Below are 18,102 nucleotides of genomic sequence, written 5' to 3'. Positions count from 1 at the left end.
CGTCACGTGACTGCACCCGTGCGCACAGCTCGGGCAGGGGCGGCCGCTTGTAGCCTGGATGGGGCATGGCAAGACGGCTCCCGTTCGAAGAGCCACAATCCCTGGAGACAGACCCCGTGGACGAGCACACAGGCGACCTCGGCGCGGTCACGAGACCGGAGCCGGATTCGGGGGAACCGTTCGTCGGCCGGGAGACCGAACTGGCACGCCTCTTTCGTGCGGTGGACTCGGCGTCGGCCGACCCGGTGCTGATGCTGGTCGGCGGCATGGGGACGGGGAAGAGCGCGCTGCTGGACCGCGCGGTGCGCCGGGCCGCGGCCAGTGGCGCTCACGTACTGCGCGCCGAGGGCAGCGAGTCGGAGTCGAGCCTCGCGTTCTCCGCCCTGCACCAGTTGCTGCGGCCGGTGTCGGCCGAGGTGGACCGACTGCCGGAGCGGCAGCGCACGGCGGTCCGGGACGCCTTCGGTACAGGGCCGGCCGCACCCCAGCAGTCGAGCCCGCCCGATCTCATGCTGATCGGAGTCGGCGTGCTGAGCCTGCTGTCGGCCCTGGGCGACGGACGGCCCGTGCTCGTGGTGCTCGACGACGCGCAGTGGTTCGACCGTGCTTCCCTGGACGCACTGGCCTTCGCCGCCAGGAGGCTGGAAGGCGAACCGGTCACGATGCTGATCGCGGCCCGCGGCGGCGATCCCCTCCCCGGGTTCGACGGTCATGCGCCGACGCTCACCCTGGGGCCGCTCGGCAACGCCGCGGCCGAGCGGCTGCTGGACCTGCAGCCGACGAGCCCCACCGGCCGCATCCGGGCGCGGATCCTCGACCAGGCGGGCGGCAACCCGCTGGCACTGGTGGAACTGACGAGGGCGGTCACCGCCCAGGACTCGGTTTGGGTTCCGCCGGCCGCGGGGCCGCTCCCGGTCACCGATCGCCTCGAACGGATCTTCGCCGACCGTGTGCACGGCCTCCCCGCTGCCACGGCACACGCCCTGCTCCTCCTGGCCGCGATGGACAGTGTGGACTCCGCGGTCGCCGTCTCTGCCGGGCTGCCGCAGGCCGCGGACGACGTCTGGCTGCCCGCCTCGCGGGCCGGGTTGGTCCGGCGGGCCGGCCAGGCCCTCCGGTTCCGCCACCCGCTGGTGCGCTCCGCCGTGTATCACGCCGCGTCCTCGGAGGCCCGGCGCGAGGCGCACCTCGCGCTCGCCGAGCTGCTGCGGCACGAGCCGGACCGGCGTGCCTGGCACCTGGCCGCCGCCTGCGCGAGGCCGGACGCGGCCGTGTCGGCGGAGCTCGAGCGGACCGCCGGCCGGGCCCGCCGACGCGGGGGCAATGCGGCGGCGGCCAAGGCCCTGCAGCGCGCGGCGGAACTCGCACCGCGGCGCGAGGAAAGCGCCCGGCTGCTGGTCAAAGCCGCGTCAGCGGCCGTGTTCACAGGGGACCTCCCCTGGGTCGAGGAACTGGCCGCCGCGGCACGCGACCGCACCGGCGACCCGGCTCTGCTGGCGTCCGCGGCCGTGCAGAGCGGACGGCTGGCGGTCCTGACCGCGCGCCACACCGCGGTCTTCTCCCGACTGGCCAGAGCCGCTGAACAGTTGGCGGACCATCAGCCCGCCGCCGCACTCGAACTCCTGGCCGGCGCGGCCGTGGTCCGCTTCTACTCCGGAGAGGACACCCAGCGCCACCGTGTCCAGGACATCCTGGCGCGTATTCCCGAGGGTGCGGCATCCACGGGCTTGCGCAGCTGGGCGCGGGCGGTGACGGATCCCTTCGCCGACCGGGCCGAACTCGTCTCCCTGCTCCCGTGGTTGGCCGGCGAGGCTGATACCCGCCCGGAGCAGCTCACCGCCGTCGGGATCATGGCGTGGCTGCTGGACGAGACGCCGCAGGCCGTCCGGGCCTTCGACGGGGCCTTCGACCGCTGGCAGGAACAGGGTGTGCTGCCGCACGGGCTGGGCGGCGCGGTCGCGTGGGCGTATGTGGAACGAGGACGGTGGGACGAGGCCCGCGAGGCCTGCGCCCGCACCGCCGCGGTGGGCCGTGCGGCCGGCCTCGACCACGCCGTGGCCTGCGTGACCACCGTGGATGCCACCGTGCTGGCCTACCAGGGGGACGCGGCGGCGGCCCGCGCCCGGACCGAGGAGGCGCTGGCCCTGGTCGATCCGCTGGAAAGCCGCTCGGTCTTCGTCTATGCCCGTCGTGCGCTCGGTGCCGCGGCCGCCGCGGAGGGCGCGTACGAGACCGCCTACGAGCAGCTCCGCACGGTCTTCACGGCAAAGGGCGCGCCCGTGCACTACCACGCCTCCTACCCTGCCGTCGCGGATCTGGCCGCAGCGGCCGTGCGCTGCGGCCACCGGGAGGAAGCCGCAGGGATCGTCGAGCGTTGCGCACGATCGCTCGGCGAGGGCATCTCACCCCGGCTGCACGCACTGATCAGCCGCGCCCGTGGCCTGCTGGCCGACCCCGAGAGCGCCGAACCGCACTTCCGGACTGCCCTGGCCGACCCGGTGCTCGAGCACTGGCCCTTCGAACGCGCCCAGAGCCTGCTCGACCTCGCCGAGTGGCTGCGGCGCCGTCGGCGCATCGCAGAGGCGCGGGCGCCGCTCACCGAGGCCCTGGAGACCTTCCGGCGTCTGGGCGCCCGCCCGTGGGTCGAGCGCGCGCGGGCCGAATCGCGGGCCGCCGGCCTCGGCGTCACGGACACGGCCCCCGACGCGCTCGCGGAGCTCTCGCCGCAACAGCAGCAGATCATCAGGCTCGCCGCCCGCGGGCTGACCAACCGCGAGATCGGCGAGAAGCTCTTCCTCTCCCCGCGCACGGTCGGCTCACACCTCTACCGCAGCTTCCCCAAGCTGGGCATCACCGCCCGCTCCCAGTTGCGCGACCTCATGGAGGGCACCCTCACGACCGCCGGTCACCGGGAATGAAGGCACACCCTGCCCAGCTGTGAAAGGAGTCATCCCGTGCCCCGGGAGGCCAGCGGCCGGAGCGGGACGGCCGACCGGCCGCCCTTCCGGCTGAGTTGCGCGAGCACGCCCGCCGCCCGGTCGTGACACCCGCGGCCGACGGACGGAACTCGGGCTCCGGGCGCCGTTTCGCCGCCCTCACCGCCCGGTCGGGGCCAGGCGCCACAGCGGCGGGACGTGCCGGGCCGGTGCAGCCGTGCCGAGATGTCGTCGCAGCTCCGCCAGTTGGGCCTGGTCCAGGGTCAGTTCCTCGGCGATGCGGCGGGTGGTGACGTAGGCGATGCCGCTGCGCGCCGTTCGCCGCTCCCACTGAGCGAAGCGCTCGGCCACGGCGAGGCGTTCGGCCGGGGCGGGTGCGACCCGCGCCGCGGCCTGTGTGGCGGCGGGTGCGCCGAGCCGGGCTGCGCGGGCCCGCTCTCGGGCTATCTCGGAGAACCCGCACACCCGCAGGCTCGCCTGCTCTGCCTCGTGCAGGTCGGCGCTTGCGGCCAGGGCTCCCGCCAGCGCGTTGATCTCCAGGGATCGGTCCAGGGTGAGCCGGTAGACGTTGGGGCTGGCCTCGGTCAGGGTGACCGGCCGCGGCGCATCACGTGTCCCGCAGACGCCTCGGATGCCGCGGGCCGCCGCGACCAGCAGGGCGCTCGCCTCCGAGGGGTGCCAGTCGAAGACGCGCTGCACCGGCTCGGTGTCGGCAGCGGTCAGGGTGTGCCAGGGGTTGCCGAGCAGAGGCAACAGCGCGGCTTCCGGGACCTCCGAGTCGAGCCCGGGACCGGCCACGTGCACCGAGGCGGAGATCCCGGCGTGGGCGCAGGCGGCGAGCGCGAGGGCGTCGCCCAGCGGACTGCGGAGGGTGGGCTCGGTGCCCCGCGCCAGGACGTCACCCCCGACGTCGACCACGTCGACGTGATCGACGTCGCAGTGAGCGGCGGCCTCCCCGATCTGCCGCGCGAGCCCCACCGCCCCTCCGTAGGGGTCCAGCAGTCCCAGTTCGGGCCGCAGGTCGGCCGCGAGGCGGGGCAGAAGCGACCCGGCGGGCGGTCGGGGCGCGGAGTCGGGGGTGACCAACCGCAGTGTGGGGCCCGCGGGAACGGTACCGGTGAAGTCGGACGGCCGGCGCGGGCCGGGAACCGGGTCGACGACCAGCCGTTCCCAGGCGTAGGTGAGGATCAGCGCGGGCTCGTGGGCCCCGTGGAGGGCGCCGTGCACCATGGCGGTCGTGATGGCGTCACCACCGCCGCCGGCGGCTAAGAGAAGTCGCTTCATGGGCGACATAGGTATCCCATGCGGGGCGCCGATTCCAGGGGGTCACGGGCTGCCGGCCTGGTCTCGGTGGCGCCTGTGTCATGTCCGCGGGGCCGCCGCAAGTCGCTGAAGACGCCAACTTGAGTAAAGGGCAGGCCAATTACTTTGGCGCTTCACCCCATGTCGCGAGTCACCCTGCGTCCACCAAGCTGCTACACGGCGCGACCCGCGAACGTGATCGAACTCCGGAAGGAAGCATCGCTCAGTGGCGACCTCGTTACCCCTTCACATCTCCCGCTCCGTTCCCGACGAGCCGACGACGCCGTACCACCAGTACGTGTACGCCTACCCGCACCAGAAGGCGTACCGGCTGGAAGCGGACCGCCCCCTGCTGACCGACGTGTGGGCAGGTGAACGGCTCGACTCGCTCTCCCTCTACGTGCACATCCCGTTCTGCGAGATGCGCTGCGGCTTCTGCAACCTCTTCACCCGCACCGGCGCGCCCGAGGACGTGACCCGTGCGTTCCTGAGCACGCTGGAGCGGCAGGCAGGCGCGACACGGCAGGCGCTGGAGGCCAACGGCGATCCGCGCTTCACCCTGGCGGCGTTCGGCGGCGGCACTCCCACATATCTCACGGCGGACGAACTGGCCAGGCTCTGCGACATCTGCGAGAACGTGATGGGCGCGGACCTCGGCGCGATCCCCTGGTCGGTGGAGACCTCTCCGGCCACCGCCACCCCCGACCGCCTCGCCGTCCTGGCCGAGCGCGGCGCCACTCGGCTCAGCATCGGCGTGCAAAGCTTCGTCGAGGAGGAGGCACGGGCCGCTGTCCGGCCGCAGAAGCGGAAGGAGGTGGAAGCAGCCCTCACCCGGCTGAAGGAGGCCGCCTTCCCGATCCTCAACATCGACCTCATCTACGGCATCGACGGTCAGACGGAGCAGAGCTTCAAGGTGTCGCTGGACGCGGCGCTCAGCTGGGAGCCCGAGGAGATATACCTCTACCCCCTCTACGTCAGGCCGCTGACCGGACTCATGGACCGCCACGACAAGAGCACCGCCGACTGGGACGAGCAGCGGCTCGGGCTGTACCGCTTCGGCCGCGACCACCTGCTCGCCGCCGGCTACCGGCAGACGTCCATGCGCGTCTTCAGCCGAATCGGCACCGCCGCCGTCGAAGCGGCCGGTGACAGCAGCATCAGCGAGTACAACCAGCAGGCCGGGATGGTGGGCCTTGGGGTCGGCGCCCGGTCCTTCACGACGGACCTGCACTACACGACCGACTACGCCGTCGCGGTGCCGGAGGTCAGGCGCATCATCGACGACTACATCGCGACACCCACGGACGAGTTCCGGCGCACGCAGTGGTCCTTCCGCATGGACGACGACGAACGCCGCCGCATGTCCGTCCTCAGCATGCTGCTGGAGGCGGAGGGGCTGCACACGGAGCTCTACCGCGGCCGGTTCGGCTCCCTGCCGCAGGACGACTTCCCCGCCCAGTTCGCCCTCCTCGGCGAGCGCGGCTGGCTGGACCGGGACGGCGGCCTGCTGCGCCTGACACCGGAGGGGATGGCCTGGGCGGACGCCATCGGGCCGCTGTTCTTCTCCAGCCGGGTGAACGAGGCGATGTCCTCCTACCAGGACCGCTGAGCGACGCTCCACAGTCCCACGGTCCCCGCCTCCGCCTCGTCGGCTTCGTCGGCCGCGTCGGCTTCGTCGGCCGCGTCGGCCTCGTCCGGGGGACGCAAGGGGGAGGCCGTACGCCGGGCCGCCCGGCAGCGGGTCGCCCGCACCGTTCGGGGCCGGTCCTGTCGCCCGGGACCGGCACTGCCGCCCGGGCCGGCCGCGGTCACCGCCGGCGGTCGGCGCCTGTCACCGCGGAGGGAGCGGGCGCCGGGCGGCCGGGCCGTCGGGCGGGCAGCGAGACCAGGACCAGCCCACCGAGCAGCAGCGCCGAGCCTGCCACCGCCGGCGCACCCGGCCGTTCTCCCAGCAGCAGTACCCCGAGCACGGTGGCGACCAGTGGCTCGGCCAGGCTGAGCGTTCCGGCCCTCGCCCCGCTGATCCGGGTCACGCCCCAGGTGAACAGCAGGTACCCCAGCGTCGTCGTACCGAGGGCCAGCCAGCCGATCAGGAGCAGCGCCCGTGGCCCGGCGAGCCCGTCCGGGTCGGCCAGCGCCCACGGCAGCGCGAGGACTCCGGCGCCGAAGACACTCACCGGGGCGGCCGCAGCGGTGTCCGCTCCCCGTTGTCCGAGCTGTTTGGTCGCCGCTATGTACACACCGAAACTGGCCCCGGCCACTGCCCCGAGCAGCACACCCGTACTGTCAGCCGATTGCCCGTCGGCGGGTAGCAGGAGCAGGGCGATACCGGCGACGGCGCACACGGTGCCGCAGGCCCACGCCCCGCCGAGCCGTTCGCCGGCCAGCGCCCGCCCGCACAGCCCGGAGACGACCGGGACGGTGCCGAAGGTGACGGCGGTGGCCAGGGCGGCGCCCTCACGGTCCACCGCTTCCAGGAAACACACCTGGAAGGCCGCGGTGACCAGGACACTCACCGCCATCCATCCACGGCGGCCCGGCTGCCACAGGGAACGGACGCCGGCCGGCCGCGCCGTGATCAACCCCAGAACCAGGCCCCCCAGGAGCATCCGGCACGCGCCGATCGCCGCCGGCGTCGCACTGCTGTGGGCCAGGATCTGGGCCGGTCCGACCGTGCCCCAGAGGAAAGCGGCCGCCAGGACCGGCGTCACTCCGCCCGCCCGCAACGCGTGCCCCAGCTTGCCCGCTGCGCTCGTCACGCTCGCTCTCACTTCCGACAGGCCGGGCAGAGACCCGTGGCACAGCACACCCAGGCGGCACACCCGGCGATTCCAGGACCCGACGCTAGTCAGCGACCGGCGGTCGCCCCCATTGGGAGAAACCACCAACTCGACGCCTGCCGCTTGGAGTTCCTCACGCAGGCCCTCCATTCCGACGTGCACATGAGCGCGGGTTGGATGCGCACCGGCGCCGGTACCGGACGCAGCCAAGGGACTGGCCGGCGCCGGGTGCCCCGCCCAGCCGTGCCGGCCCGCCCGGGTCACACCACGGGCATGCCGCCGGGACGGATCAGACCGCTCTCGTACGCCAGGATCGTCGCCTGGACCCGGTCTCGCAGCCCGAGTTTGGCCAGCAGCGCGTTCACATGGGTCTTGACCGTGCCCGTGGCCACGCCGAGTTCGGCGCCGATCTCGGCGTTGGTCATGCCCGAGGCGATGTGCAGGAGCACCTGGCGCTCGCGTGGGGTGAGCCGGGTCAGGGGCTCGGGGGTCCGGGACGGCAGCGGTGCGACCTGGGCGAAGGTGTCGATGAGCCGACGAGTGACACCGGGGGCGAGGATGCCGTCACCGGCGGCGACCACCCGGACGGCGCTCATCAGTTCCTCCGGCTGAGCGTCCTTGAGCAGGAAGCCGGACGCACCGGCGCGCAGCGCCTCGTACACGTACTCGTCCAGATCGAAGGTCGTGAGCACCAGCACCTTGGGCCGAGTCTCCAGCGCGGTGATGAAACGGGTGGCGGTGAGCCCGTCCATGCCGGGCATGCGGATGTCCATCAGGACGAGATCGGGTGCGTGGGCCGCCGCGAGTTCCACTGCTGACGCACCGTCACCCGCCTCCGCCACGACCGCCAGGTCGGGTTCGGCATCCACCATGGCGGCAAAACCGGCGCGGACCACCGACTGGTCGTCGACGACCATTACGTGTGTGGTGACGGCGGCACCTCCTGGGCCGGGGGTCGATGTGGTGAGGCAGGCAGTGATATTCGTACGGTACCGGTCGCAGCGAAGGTGATGCGCCCCTCCCCCGCGTCGGCCTGCACCCGCAGGCGTTCCGCGACCGGACCGGTGACCGCGAGAGGTACTCCCGAGACCGTGATGTGCAGGGTGCCGCGGCGCCGCCGGAGCGTGACCCGAGCCGGTCCCGGGTCACCGGCGTCGAGGGCGGACGCCACGATCCGGTACGCCAACAAGGCCAGCGGTGGCGGAAGTTCCGAAGCCGTGTCGGCCAGGCCGCGCAGCCGTACGTCTCGTCCTGCCGCCCGCAGCCCGTGGCAGAGTGATCCGAGGTCGGCGGTGGTCGGGGACGGTGCGAACCGCTGACTGGGATTGTCGGCTCCGTCGAGGCTGTGGAGCAGCTCACGCATCGCGGCGAGGGCTGAACGTGCCGCGTCGGCGATGTCGTCCAGCCGCCCCAGGCGGGCGAGTTCGGCCACGAGGGCGGTGCGGTCCAGGACCGCCTCGCGTAGTTTCGCCGCCAGTCGCCGTCGTTCGGCGTCCGCCGCCACGCCCGCCTGCCACGCCGAACTGGCGAGCGCGTGGTGCTCGCGCGCCAGCACGCGCAGCCGACGGCGCCGGACGGCGAGTCCGGCAGTCCACAGCAGTACGAACGTCGGTGTCAGCAGGGCCCATGTCACCGCGGCCATGACGAGGGTCGATGTCCACGAGGCGGGCAGGCCGCCGAGTGTCCCGTCGGCACCGGCCGTGACCGGCAGCACCACCGCCGAGGCAGTCGAGGCCACGAGGGGAAGTGGCCAGGTGCTGACGGGTGCGGGTCCGTACACGGCGACAGCGTGGGCCGCGAGTGCTTCGGTGATGAGGCCTGCGGCGAGGAACTGCGCCATCGGGGCGGGCAGGAGTGAGCAGGCGACGGCCGGCGGCCACAGCCAGGCGGCTGCCAGTACGCCGACGAGGCCGGCCCGGGGTGCGCGCCGCCGCCACAGCAGTGGCAGTGCGTGCGCGGTGGTCAGCATGGCGAGGACGGCCAAGCCACTGATGCCCGCTCGGTGGCCGGCGCCCGTCCAGTTCTCCATGTCGGCGAGCGCGACGAACAGTGGCAGGGCCGCGGCGGTGGCGGTGAGCGCTGCCTCGGACAGGCGCTGTCCGCGCAGTGCGTCGCGGCGTCGGCGTGGGCGTGGGACGGTCGCGGGCCGGGGGCCGGTGTCGTCGGGCAGTGTCGCCCGCACCTGCCAGCCGCCGTCCGGATCAGGGCTCGCGGTCAGTTGTCCGCCGACCGCGGCCGCCCGCCTCCGCATGCCGTCGAGCCCCCGGCCCGATCCCAGAGCGGTCGCCGGATGCGGTGCGGTGGTGGCACGTGGCGCGGTGTTGGCGACCGTCAGTACGAGCTGCCCGCCGGTGCGCCGGAGGCGCACCCGCACCGCCGTCCCGGGCGCGTGGCGCAGCGCGTTGGTGAGGGCTTCGCGAACGATGCCCCAAGCGGCCTCAGCCGCCCGGCCCGCCAGGTCCGGGGGGATCTCCGTGCTGATGGGGCGGCCCAGCCTGCCGAAGTCGGCGACAAGTGCCTCGATACGCGCGGTCATCGGCTGCGACGGCTCGGTCCGGTCCGCGTCCTGGAGCAAGCCGACCAACCACCGCAGGGCGGTGAGTGTTTCGGTGCCGGTGCGTTCTGCGAACGCGAGGGCGTCCGCCCGCAGGCCGCGTCTGCTGTCACCGAGCCGGCGGGCGGCGTCCACGGTGACGACGACAGACGTCAGGTGATGGGCGCTCACGTCGTGCAGTTCCCGCGCGAGACGCTCGCGCTCGGTCTCGGCCGCCCGCCGTCTGCCGTCCTCGGCGGCGGCCAACCGCCGGGCCGCGGTGAGTCGTCCGGCCAGCCATTGCCGCCGCCCCTCACCGAGGCCCGCGCAGAGCGCGTAGACGATCGTTTCGAGTGCCATCTCCAGCACGAGCTCGGGCCGTGGGCCGACACGGGCGAGGGACAGCAGCCATTCCACGCCGATCACCGCCGCGACCGCCCGCAGGGTCACGGACGCCTGACAGTGGACCGCGAGGGAGTACAGCGCGACCAGCGTGCCGATGCCGAGGTAACCGTCCGGCCAGGACATCTGTCCCAGGACGGAAGCGGCCGCCGTCCAGGTCAGTGCCCCTACCGGTGTCCGGCGGCGATGGCCCAGGGCGACCGTCTGGACGGTCAGGCCGCACAGCACGCCGACGGTGCCCGCAGGCCCCGGCACGGCTTCTGCGGCCCAAGCCGCCCCGGTCCCCAGCCAGAGGACCTCACCCACCGCCAGCAGTGCCGGAAGCAGCCAGTTGCGTACGTTCTCCATGTCCCGCTCGAGCCTACGGCGCCGTCGGACGGCACGACGCGCGGCCCTCCGTCTCGCTGAACAAGGCCATCTCTACCTTGCGATAGAGGCGCAGATCGTGCGGGCGGCCGATGACGGGGGCCGGCCGGCCGGACAAGCTGTGATCATGATGTCTGCGCCTCCGCCCTCCGCACCGCCGCTCCCGTTTCACCGGCTTGCCCACATCTCGCGTCTCCACCGCTGGTGGCGGCCGGTGACGGGAACGCTGTTCATCGTCGGTGCATGGACAACGGCTCTGGGGTTGATCACCTTTTCCTCCACCGTACTGGGCGACCTCTGGGACCGTCCGGAGGACCAGGACGGCCTGGTCGACTTCGGGCCGGTGACGAACACGGCCATCGATCTGCTGCTGCTCGCCTCCCTCGTACCGTTCGTCCTGATCGCCGTCGGCTGGATCGGCCGCCGGCCCGCAGGTACGGCGTCGTCGGTCACCGGCGGGCTGCGGTGGCGGTGGCTGGGGGTCTGCGTGCTGGTGGCGCTGCCGGTTCTCGCCCTGTCCTGCGCAGCCGTGCTGCTGCTGCCGGGGCAGGACGTGGCGCCGTCCGGGTGGGCGCCCTGGGAGGTGTTCCTGCCCGCGCTGGCGATGCTCGTCGTCCTCGTTCCTCTGCAGTCGGCCGCCGAGGAGTACCTCTTCCGCGGCTGGCTGCTCCAGTCCGTGGGTGCCTTCTTCCGCTCACCGTGGTGTGCGGTGGCACCGCAGGCCGTTCTCTTCGCCGCCGCTCACGGCTGGGGCACGCTGTGGGGCTTCGCCGAGCTCGTCGTCTTCGGCATGCTCGCCGGCTGGCTGACCGTCCGCACCGGTGGCCTGGAGGCGACCATCGGTCTGCACGCGGTCAACAACCTCCTGGCATTCGGCCTGTCAGCGGCGGTCGTCGACGGTTTGAGCAGCGATGAGACGGCTGCCGACGCGGCCTTGCCCACCGTCATGCTCGACCTCGCGGGCGTCGCGCTGTACACGGCGGCCGTGCTGTGGTTCGCCCGACGCAGGCCGCCGCTGCGTACGGCCCCGGCACCCGAAGCCCTGCCGGCACCGCCGTCCTTCGAGTGCTCCGCCTCCCCCGCGTACGCCCCGGCCGGGCACACCGCTTGGCCTCGCCCGCCGGCCGCCGCGCCGCACGCGGCACCCACCCACGCCCCCGCCCCGTATGCGGCGCCAGGCTCCCGTGAGAGCGCCGGGCGGCCGTCCGCGCACGAACCTCACCAGGAGCACTTCGAACACCCCGGCCATCCGTGAGCACCTCGACGCCGGCCGGCTCGGTCCTCCCGTTCGCCCAGACATGCCGGGAACACCGCTCAACGGCATCAAGGCCTGCCGGCGCCGTGGAGGTGCGCCTTCCAGGGCGGCATTCTGCCCTGTTACGTCCTCACCGACGCCCGGGGCCGCCCCCGCCATGGTCTCGCCGACAACCAGCAGGGCCAGAGCACCGGCCATCGGTGAGGCGTTCCTTCCCTTCGCAAGCCGCGGCGGGCGAGTGCCGGCACTGGCGGGCCGGCGCAGCGGATGCAAAGCGCGGTGAGACCCCGGAGCATGGGCTCATGGACGAGGGAAACACCATCAGGGCAGGCCAGGGTGGTCGCGGGTCCGGCCGCGCACAGCAGCCGCTCGAGGACGTCCGCGAGGCTCTTGTTTCGTCGGGCTCGTGTCTGATGACGTCGGCCGCCGTATCCCAGTGTCTGGGCATGGACGAGGCGGGATGGGCGCGGTTCGCCAAGCACTGGGAGGAGCTGGCACCGGATCCGTACGCGGCCGAGACAGGGACGCGGCGGCTGCGGCGTTACGGGCACTTCTCCTTGTCCCGAGCGGGAGACATCGTGGCGAGGCCGAACGGCGTCTTCGTCCAGCCAAAGGAGAGCAACCCCCTGTACGTGGAGGTGGACCGCCATTTCGAACCGCTGACCGCCGCCTTCGAGGCCGAACCTGCCCTGGCGTCGTTGATCCGTATGCTCGGGCAGGTCGCCGCATGCCTGGAGGACGCGGCCGAGTGGAACGTCAAGGTGCACCCTTTCAGGGTCATGGCCGAAGCCGACGGGGAAGGGCAGCCCACCCCTGAGGGCCGGCACCGCGACGGCGTCACTCTGGTGACCTCCTTGCTCATCGACCGGGTGAACGCCACCGGAGGCGAGAGTAGGGTGTACGGCCTGGACGGTACGGAAATGATGACCACGACACTCAGTCGGCCCGGCACGCTTCTCCTGGGCGACGACCGAGCGACACTGCACGGCGTGTCACCGATCCGCCCGTTGGACGCCGCCCGGCCCGCCTACCGAGACGTACTGGTCACCACCCTCGCGCCCCGCTGAGCGTGCCGTCCGAGCCGGGCGGGCAGGCCGTTGCCCGCACCAGTCGGTCCACCGCCCCTGCCGGCCCGGCAACGCCCGCGGCCCACGCGCGTTGCCGACGGGCTCCGTCCCCGTACGTCGTCAGCCGTCGCAGGAATGCTGTGACCTCCTGAAGGTCCCCGTACCGCTCCAGCACCGGACGGACATGCCGCACCATCTCGTCAGCAAGCTGTGCTACCGGCCTCACACGCCCCGACAGGGCATCGAAGCCGCTGCCGCTGAACCCGTCCCGGGCGGCCCGCCAGCAAGCAGCCCGGAGCACTTCGCCGTTCCAGGGCGGCCCCGGGTCACCCAGTTGGGCTCTCACGGCTGCGGTGACGACCAGGCTCCGCAGCAGCACGGTGACGGCGACGGCATCATCGACGTCTTGGAGAACGTCCATGGAGCGGATCTCCACAGTGGGCAGCCTGGGGTTGGGGCGCAGGTCCCAGAACGGCATGCCGGGTTCGAGCATCGCCTCCGTATCGGCGACCGCGACGGCAAGCCGTTCGTGTTCCTCGAGCGACACCGCGTACGGCGGCGGCCCCAGGCACGGGAAGCGGCTCCTGATGACCGAGCGCCAGCTGGCGTACCCGGTGTCACGGCCCCGGTGGATCGGCGAGTTGGCGCTCATCGCGATGAGCAGCGGTACCCAGGGCCGCAGGTGGTTGATGGTCAGAACGGCCAGTTCGCGGTCAGGGAGATGCACGTGGACATGGAGCGCGCTGATGGCGAAGTCGTCCATCATGCTGCGGTACTGCTCCCGGCCGGCCCGGTAGCGCGGATGGTCCCCCACATGAGCCGGACCGTCGTCGCACAGCACCGGTGTACCGGATGCGCACAGAGCCAGCCCCTCCGCGGCTGCCGCGCTCACCAGCGCCCCGCGTACCCGCGTCAGGTGACGGCGCAACTCGCCGGCTGTCCGGCACGGCGGGGTACGCCCTTCGACCTGGCACTCGGCGAACTCTTCGGCGGCAAGGTCTCCGACCGCCTCAGCGGCACGCGCGGCGACCCCCGGGCCACCAGGGACCGTCAGACGCGTCACAGGGTCGATGAGGAAGTGCTCCTCCTCCACACCGACCGTCGGTACATCGACATCGGCATCGCCATCGTCTTCGACGGCGAAACCGTCATCCGCATCGTCGGTCACTGCTCCAGCATCACCTGGACCACCCGTCACGGCATCCGCCCCACGCGCTGAGAACGCCCGCGAAATGCGGGGCCGCACCCCCAGGACGGGCCTGGCGTTCGGCGTCGACCCATCCCGGGCTGCAAGCCGTGATCATCTGAGCGCGTTGTGCAAGCATCAGCTGAAAAGCTACCGCTGCGGACCGATCCGCAGGCGCCGTCCGAGCGATCGCCAGGGGCGGCCAGGAGCACACTCGGCTCCCAGCAGTACCCGCATGCGCCCCCGGCTTCCGCTGATCCGGTTCCTCCTGGGAATCCGGATGGAGGTACGTTTGTGAAATTGCCGCACGCTCATGGGTGTTGGTCACGTCATGACTCAAGGACCAGCACCTCGCCTCGCCCCCTGTCCGACGAAGCCCTCTCCAGCTTGCTCGGCAAACAGCAGTTCGGCACGCTTGCCAGCGTCAAGCGCAGTGGCCATCCCCATCTGACCACCATGTTGTACAGCTGGGACCCTGAAGCCCGCGTGGTGCGGTTCTCGACGACGGCCGACCGGGTCAAAGTCGGGCATCTGCGACGCGACCCGCGTGCGGCGCTTCATGTGCAGGGCGGCGACGTGTGGTCGTTCGCCGTTGCCGAAGGCGAGGCCGAGGTCTCCGAGGCCACGGCCGTTCCCGGCGACGCCGTGGGCCGGGACCTGCTCGGGATGATCCCGCGAGCCCCGAAGCCGGAGGACGAGGGCGCTTTCCTGAAGCAGTTGGTCGCCGAGCGCCGGGGCGTCATCCGGTTGAAGGTGGACCGCCTGTACGGCACGGCGCTCGACATCGACGGCTAGGGCGTCTGGTGTCCCTGCTGGTCACAGCTCTTGCTGGATCATCTCTGCGCAGGTGCCGTCCTGCTTGAAGGGAGACGATCCTGTTCGCGGAACGGGAGGGCCGGTGCGATCTGCGGCCGAACTCCGCCGCGCCGAACTCCACCGCACGGCTCACGTCTTCGCGGCCCGGCGCCCTCCCCGGGGCAGCGTCAGCGTCGCGCCCGCCGTCAGCAGGAGCCCGGCCGCCGCGAGCGACATGCTCCACCGCATACCGGTCAGGAACGTGTCCGCTCCCGACAGCAGCGCCCCGAAGGCTGCCACCGCGATCGCCCCGCCGGCCTGGCGGCCGGTGTTGAGCACGGCTGACGCGGTGCCCGCCCGGTCGCCGGGCACGGCGTCGAGCAGCAAAGCGGTCAGGGCCGGAACCGCCAGTGCCCCGCCGAGGCCGACCGGCACCATCAACGCCGCCACCGACCAGACGCCGGTGTGCGCGCCGACGGTGAGCAGTGCCAGTAGCCCGGCGGTCCCGACCAGTTGACCCGCCACCATCGGCACGCGCGGGCCGAACAGCTCGGCCAGCTTCGCCGAGGCCAGGTTCACCACTGCGACCAGTGCCGTCATCGGAATGAACAGCAGGCCCGCGTGCAACGCGGTCTGCCCGCGCTCCTGCTGCAGGTAGAGACTGAAGACGAACACCCCGCCGTAGTAGGCGGCGTTGAGCATGAAACCGACCACCAAGGACACCGCCACCACCCGCGAGCGGAACAGCGGCAGTGGGAGCATCGGGTGCGCGCCCTTGGCCTGCGCGGCGAGGAAGGCAGCTGCCGCGGCCGCGGCCACCAGCAGCGACGCCACCACCGACGGCCGGCCGAAACCCCCCGCGCCGCCCTCGATCACGCCGTACGTCAGCGCGCCCATCGTGACCATCGCCGTCACCTGCCCGGCCGCGTCCAGCCGCGAGGACAGCCGCCCAGAGGCCGGTACGCGGGCGAGCAGCGCGAGCGCGAGCAGGTCTGCCGGGAGATTGACGAAGAAGATCCACCGCCAGCCCAGGGAGGCGGTGAGCGCCCCGCCGAGCACCGGCCCGGCCGCCACCGCGACCGCGCCGCCCACGGTCCAGACGGCGATCGCCCGAGCCCGTTTCGCCTGGTCGGGAAAGCCCTGCCGGACCAGCGCCAGCGACGTGGGCATCATCACCGCCGCCGCACCTCCCTGGACCAGTCGTGCCGCCACCAGCACGCCGAGGCTCGGCGCCAGTCCGCACGTGGCTGAGGCCAGCGCGAAGGCCACAAGGCCGCCGCCGTACGCCCGCCGGGCCCCGATGCGGTCGGAGAGGGTGCCCGCGGAGAGCATCAGGGCGGCGAAGACCAGCGTGTATCCGTCCACCACCCATTGCAGGCCGGACACGCCGCCGCCGAGGCTGCGGCCGATGCCGGGCAGCGCGACGGTGACGATCAACGCATCCAGGCAGATGAGGAAGAAGCCCAGCAGAGCGGCACCGAGCACCGCCGGGGATCCGCCTCGGGCCGCCTCCGGAGCCGAGCCGGCGGGGCGGGTGACCCGGGAGGGCCTGAGCAGGAATTTCATCAGGGCGCTCCTGTGACGTTCTCGAAGGTGGGTGAGCGAGACGGGAGCCCGGGGGCGACCACGATGTCGTCCGCGGGCACCGCCGCTTCGGGGGCACGCCCGGCCGAGCCCGCTTCTCGCCCCGGCGACCGGCCGTACCCTGCGCATGTTCCGCTCCTTGCGCCGGGTGATCCGCTGTTCTCGGCGCTCCCTGCGTGAATCACCTTGCAAGCCCGACCCGTTGCCGGTCCAAGACCCGTCGTGATAGCCGATGGTTATGACGCCCACGCACCGGACCTGAGGGCCTTCGCCGCAGTTGCGGAGGAGCCGCGCTTCACGCCCGGCCGCGAACTGAACTCGCGCTCCCCACGGCTGGACCCACAGGTGAGCCGAGCCGGGCACTGGACGGTGCACACGGAGCCTGGTAGACACTGTCTGTGGACCTTGATGGGGCGCTGCGGGAACGGCTCGTCGACGCGGGAGTGGAGCTGGTGCTCTCCGAGGGCACCGCTTTCGTCGGCCTGCGGGAGATCGCCCGCCGGGCGGGTGTGTCGCACGGTGCGCCGCGGCGCTACTTTCCGACCCACCGGGCGCTGCTGTCGGCCATCGCCCGCCGGGGCTTCGAGGAACTGGGCGCGCGCTCCGCCGCAGCCACGGCCGAAACTGCCGCGCCGAGAGAGAAGTTGACGGCGCTGGCGCGGGTGTATGTCACCTATGCGCTGGAACGGCGCGGCATGTTCGAGTTGATGTTCCGCCACGACCTGCTCGACAGCGGCCGGCAGCACGAAGCTGCGGACGGACCCCGGCTGCGGGAGGCGACGCTCCCGATGTTCGAGCGCGTCGTGGACCTCGTCGCCCGGTGCCGGGCAGAGGCGGTGGAGCCTGCTGCGGCCGTCACCGCGGCCGCCCTGTGGACGAATCTGCACGGCATCGCCCAACTGTGGTCCTGGGGCAGTCTGCAACTCGCTCTCGGCGGCCCCGGCGATGGCGGCCCCGACCGGCTCATCGAAGCCGCGCTGGACGCTCACCTCGGACCGACGGCCTGGTGAACGGGCAGCTGCGAGGCTCCGTCCCGGGGCCGACAGCACCGCGAGCCCCGCCGGCTGGAGCAGGGCGCCCCTACGCCTCCCGCGTGATGGCGCCTGCGCCCTCGGCATCGCCTTCGCCACCGGCGCGGGCACCGCCGACGCGGAAACCGCCTTGCCGGTCCTGGCCGCAGTCGCCGTCCTCGGCCCTCTCCCCGCAGCGTCGCTGCGCCGGAACCACAGAGACAGGAAGACATGTACGACCACCAGGGAACCGACGGTTTCGCCGCCCCCATCGACGACCGCTACTTCGAGGACTACACGGCGGGTGCGACCTATGAGTACGGCAGCGTCGTGGTCACTCAGGAGGAGATCATCGACTTCGCCTCCCGCTACGACCCCCAGTCCTTCCACATCGATCCCGTCGCGGCGAAGCAGGGGCCGTTCGGCGGGCTGGTCGCCAGCGGGTGGCACACCGTGGCTCTGATGATGCAGCTGTTCGCCAGGCACTATCTGTCCACGGTAGCCAGTCTCGGCAGCCCCGGGGTGGACGAGTTGCGCTGGCTCAAGCCCGTGCGCCCCGGCGACGAGCTCGGCCTGCGCGTGCGTACCCTCGACACCCGGCTGTCGCGCTCCGACCCGCGGCGCGGCATCGTGCGCACACACGCCGAGCTCGTCGGCCAGGACGGTGAGCCGGTGCTGCGGGTGACGGTCGTCAACCTGCTGCGCACCCGCGACGGCGCATGACCGGTAGCACGGCCCAACTGCTCCCGGGAGGCGTCGTCCTGGCGGGCGCCTGCCCGCAGTGGCTCCCCCGGCAATGGATTCGCGCTCGTCGCTGATGAGCGACAGCCCTGGCCGCTGTGGCGGTGGGTGCGGTCGTCGGCGAGCTGCTCGCCGAGCGCCAGTG

General features: G+C 72.4%; 12 protein-coding genes and 1 pseudogene. 7 read left to right on the top strand and 6 right to left on the bottom strand.

Going from position 1 to position 18,102, the window contains the following annotated elements:
* The first annotated feature begins 116 nt into the window (after positions 1 to 116).
* Positions 117 to 2,918 carry an AAA family ATPase gene (locus AB0G56_RS19715; RefSeq protein WP_360970791.1) on the top strand — a complete coding sequence of 934 codons (2,802 nt, stop codon included), beginning with the start codon at positions 117 to 119 and terminating at the stop codon, positions 2,916 to 2,918.
* Positions 2,919 to 3,095: 177 nt separating this feature from the next.
* On the opposite strand, the gene AB0G56_RS19710 is transcribed toward AB0G56_RS19715, so the two are convergent.
* Positions 3,096 to 4,220 carry a DUF1152 domain-containing protein gene (locus AB0G56_RS19710; protein ID WP_360970789.1) on the bottom strand — a complete coding sequence of 375 codons (1,125 nt, stop codon included), beginning with the start codon at positions 4,218 to 4,220 and terminating at the stop codon, positions 3,096 to 3,098.
* A 244-nt stretch (positions 4,221 to 4,464) separates the two neighbouring features.
* Between AB0G56_RS19710 and AB0G56_RS19705 the strand changes: the two genes are divergently transcribed.
* Complete coding sequence (locus AB0G56_RS19705; protein WP_360970788.1) at positions 4,465 to 5,847, top strand: STM4012 family radical SAM protein; 1,383 nt, start codon at positions 4,465 to 4,467, stop codon at positions 5,845 to 5,847.
* 199 nt (positions 5,848 to 6,046) lie between these two features.
* On the opposite strand, the gene AB0G56_RS19700 is transcribed toward AB0G56_RS19705, so the two are convergent.
* The 3 genes from AB0G56_RS19700 to AB0G56_RS19690 form a co-directional block, all read right to left on the bottom strand.
* Positions 6,047 to 6,997: an EamA family transporter gene (locus AB0G56_RS19700; RefSeq protein ID WP_360970786.1), complete on the bottom strand. Its 951-nt coding sequence runs from the start codon at positions 6,995 to 6,997 to the stop codon at positions 6,047 to 6,049.
* 281 nt (positions 6,998 to 7,278) lie between these two features.
* On the bottom strand, positions 7,279 to 7,935 hold the full coding sequence (locus AB0G56_RS19695; protein ID WP_360970784.1) for a response regulator transcription factor: 657 nt from the start codon (positions 7,933 to 7,935) through the stop codon (positions 7,279 to 7,281).
* Positions 7,935 to 10,301 carry an ATP-binding protein gene (locus tag AB0G56_RS19690; RefSeq protein WP_360970782.1) on the bottom strand — a complete coding sequence of 789 codons (2,367 nt, stop codon included), beginning with the start codon at positions 10,299 to 10,301 and terminating at the stop codon, positions 7,935 to 7,937. Before AB0G56_RS19690 ends, AB0G56_RS19695 begins: the two co-directional genes overlap by 1 nt.
* A gap of 280 nt (positions 10,302 to 10,581) precedes the next feature.
* Between AB0G56_RS19690 and AB0G56_RS19685 the strand changes: the two genes are divergently transcribed.
* Positions 10,582 to 11,574, top strand: a complete 993-nt coding sequence (locus AB0G56_RS19685; protein WP_360970780.1) for a CPBP family intramembrane glutamic endopeptidase — start codon at positions 10,582 to 10,584, stop codon at positions 11,572 to 11,574.
* Between the two features lie 446 nt (positions 11,575 to 12,020).
* Positions 12,021 to 12,641 carry a 2OG-Fe dioxygenase family protein gene (locus AB0G56_RS19680; RefSeq protein ID WP_360970778.1) on the top strand — a complete coding sequence of 207 codons (621 nt, stop codon included), beginning with the start codon at positions 12,021 to 12,023 and terminating at the stop codon, positions 12,639 to 12,641.
* Here the strand turns inward: AB0G56_RS19680 and AB0G56_RS19675 are convergent.
* Positions 12,619 to 13,809, bottom strand: a complete 1,191-nt coding sequence (locus tag AB0G56_RS19675; RefSeq protein WP_360970776.1) for a YbdK family carboxylate-amine ligase — start codon at positions 13,807 to 13,809, stop codon at positions 12,619 to 12,621. The two genes, AB0G56_RS19680 and AB0G56_RS19675, sit on opposite strands and share 23 nt — an antisense overlap.
* A gap of 349 nt (positions 13,810 to 14,158) precedes the next feature.
* Here AB0G56_RS19675 and AB0G56_RS19670 point away from each other — a divergent pair.
* Positions 14,159 to 14,622, top strand: a pseudogene (locus AB0G56_RS19670) (TIGR03618 family F420-dependent PPOX class oxidoreductase).
* Between the two features lie 150 nt (positions 14,623 to 14,772).
* On the opposite strand, the gene AB0G56_RS19665 reads toward AB0G56_RS19670, so the two are convergent.
* Positions 14,773 to 16,188: an MFS transporter gene (locus tag AB0G56_RS19665; protein WP_360970774.1), complete on the bottom strand. Its 1,416-nt coding sequence runs from the start codon at positions 16,186 to 16,188 to the stop codon at positions 14,773 to 14,775.
* A 416-nt stretch (positions 16,189 to 16,604) separates the two neighbouring features.
* On the opposite strand from AB0G56_RS19665, the gene AB0G56_RS19660 reads away from it, so the two are divergent.
* Both AB0G56_RS19660 and AB0G56_RS19655 read left to right on the top strand, forming a co-directional pair.
* Positions 16,605 to 17,216 carry a TetR/AcrR family transcriptional regulator gene (locus AB0G56_RS19660; protein ID WP_360970772.1) on the top strand — a complete coding sequence of 204 codons (612 nt, stop codon included), beginning with the start codon at positions 16,605 to 16,607 and terminating at the stop codon, positions 17,214 to 17,216.
* 231 nt (positions 17,217 to 17,447) lie between these two features.
* Positions 17,448 to 17,939, top strand: coding sequence for a MaoC family dehydratase (locus AB0G56_RS19655; protein ID WP_360970771.1), 492 nt, complete (start codon positions 17,448 to 17,450; stop codon positions 17,937 to 17,939).
* Positions 17,940 to 18,102 lie beyond the last annotated feature (163 nt).

Source organism: Streptomyces sp. NPDC021356 (assembly GCF_040641015.1).
Classification (GTDB): domain Bacteria; phylum Actinomycetota; class Actinomycetes; order Streptomycetales; family Streptomycetaceae; genus Streptomyces.
The sequence above is the reverse complement of the archived record's forward strand: the minus strand, read 5'-3'. Positions and strand labels throughout refer to the sequence as shown.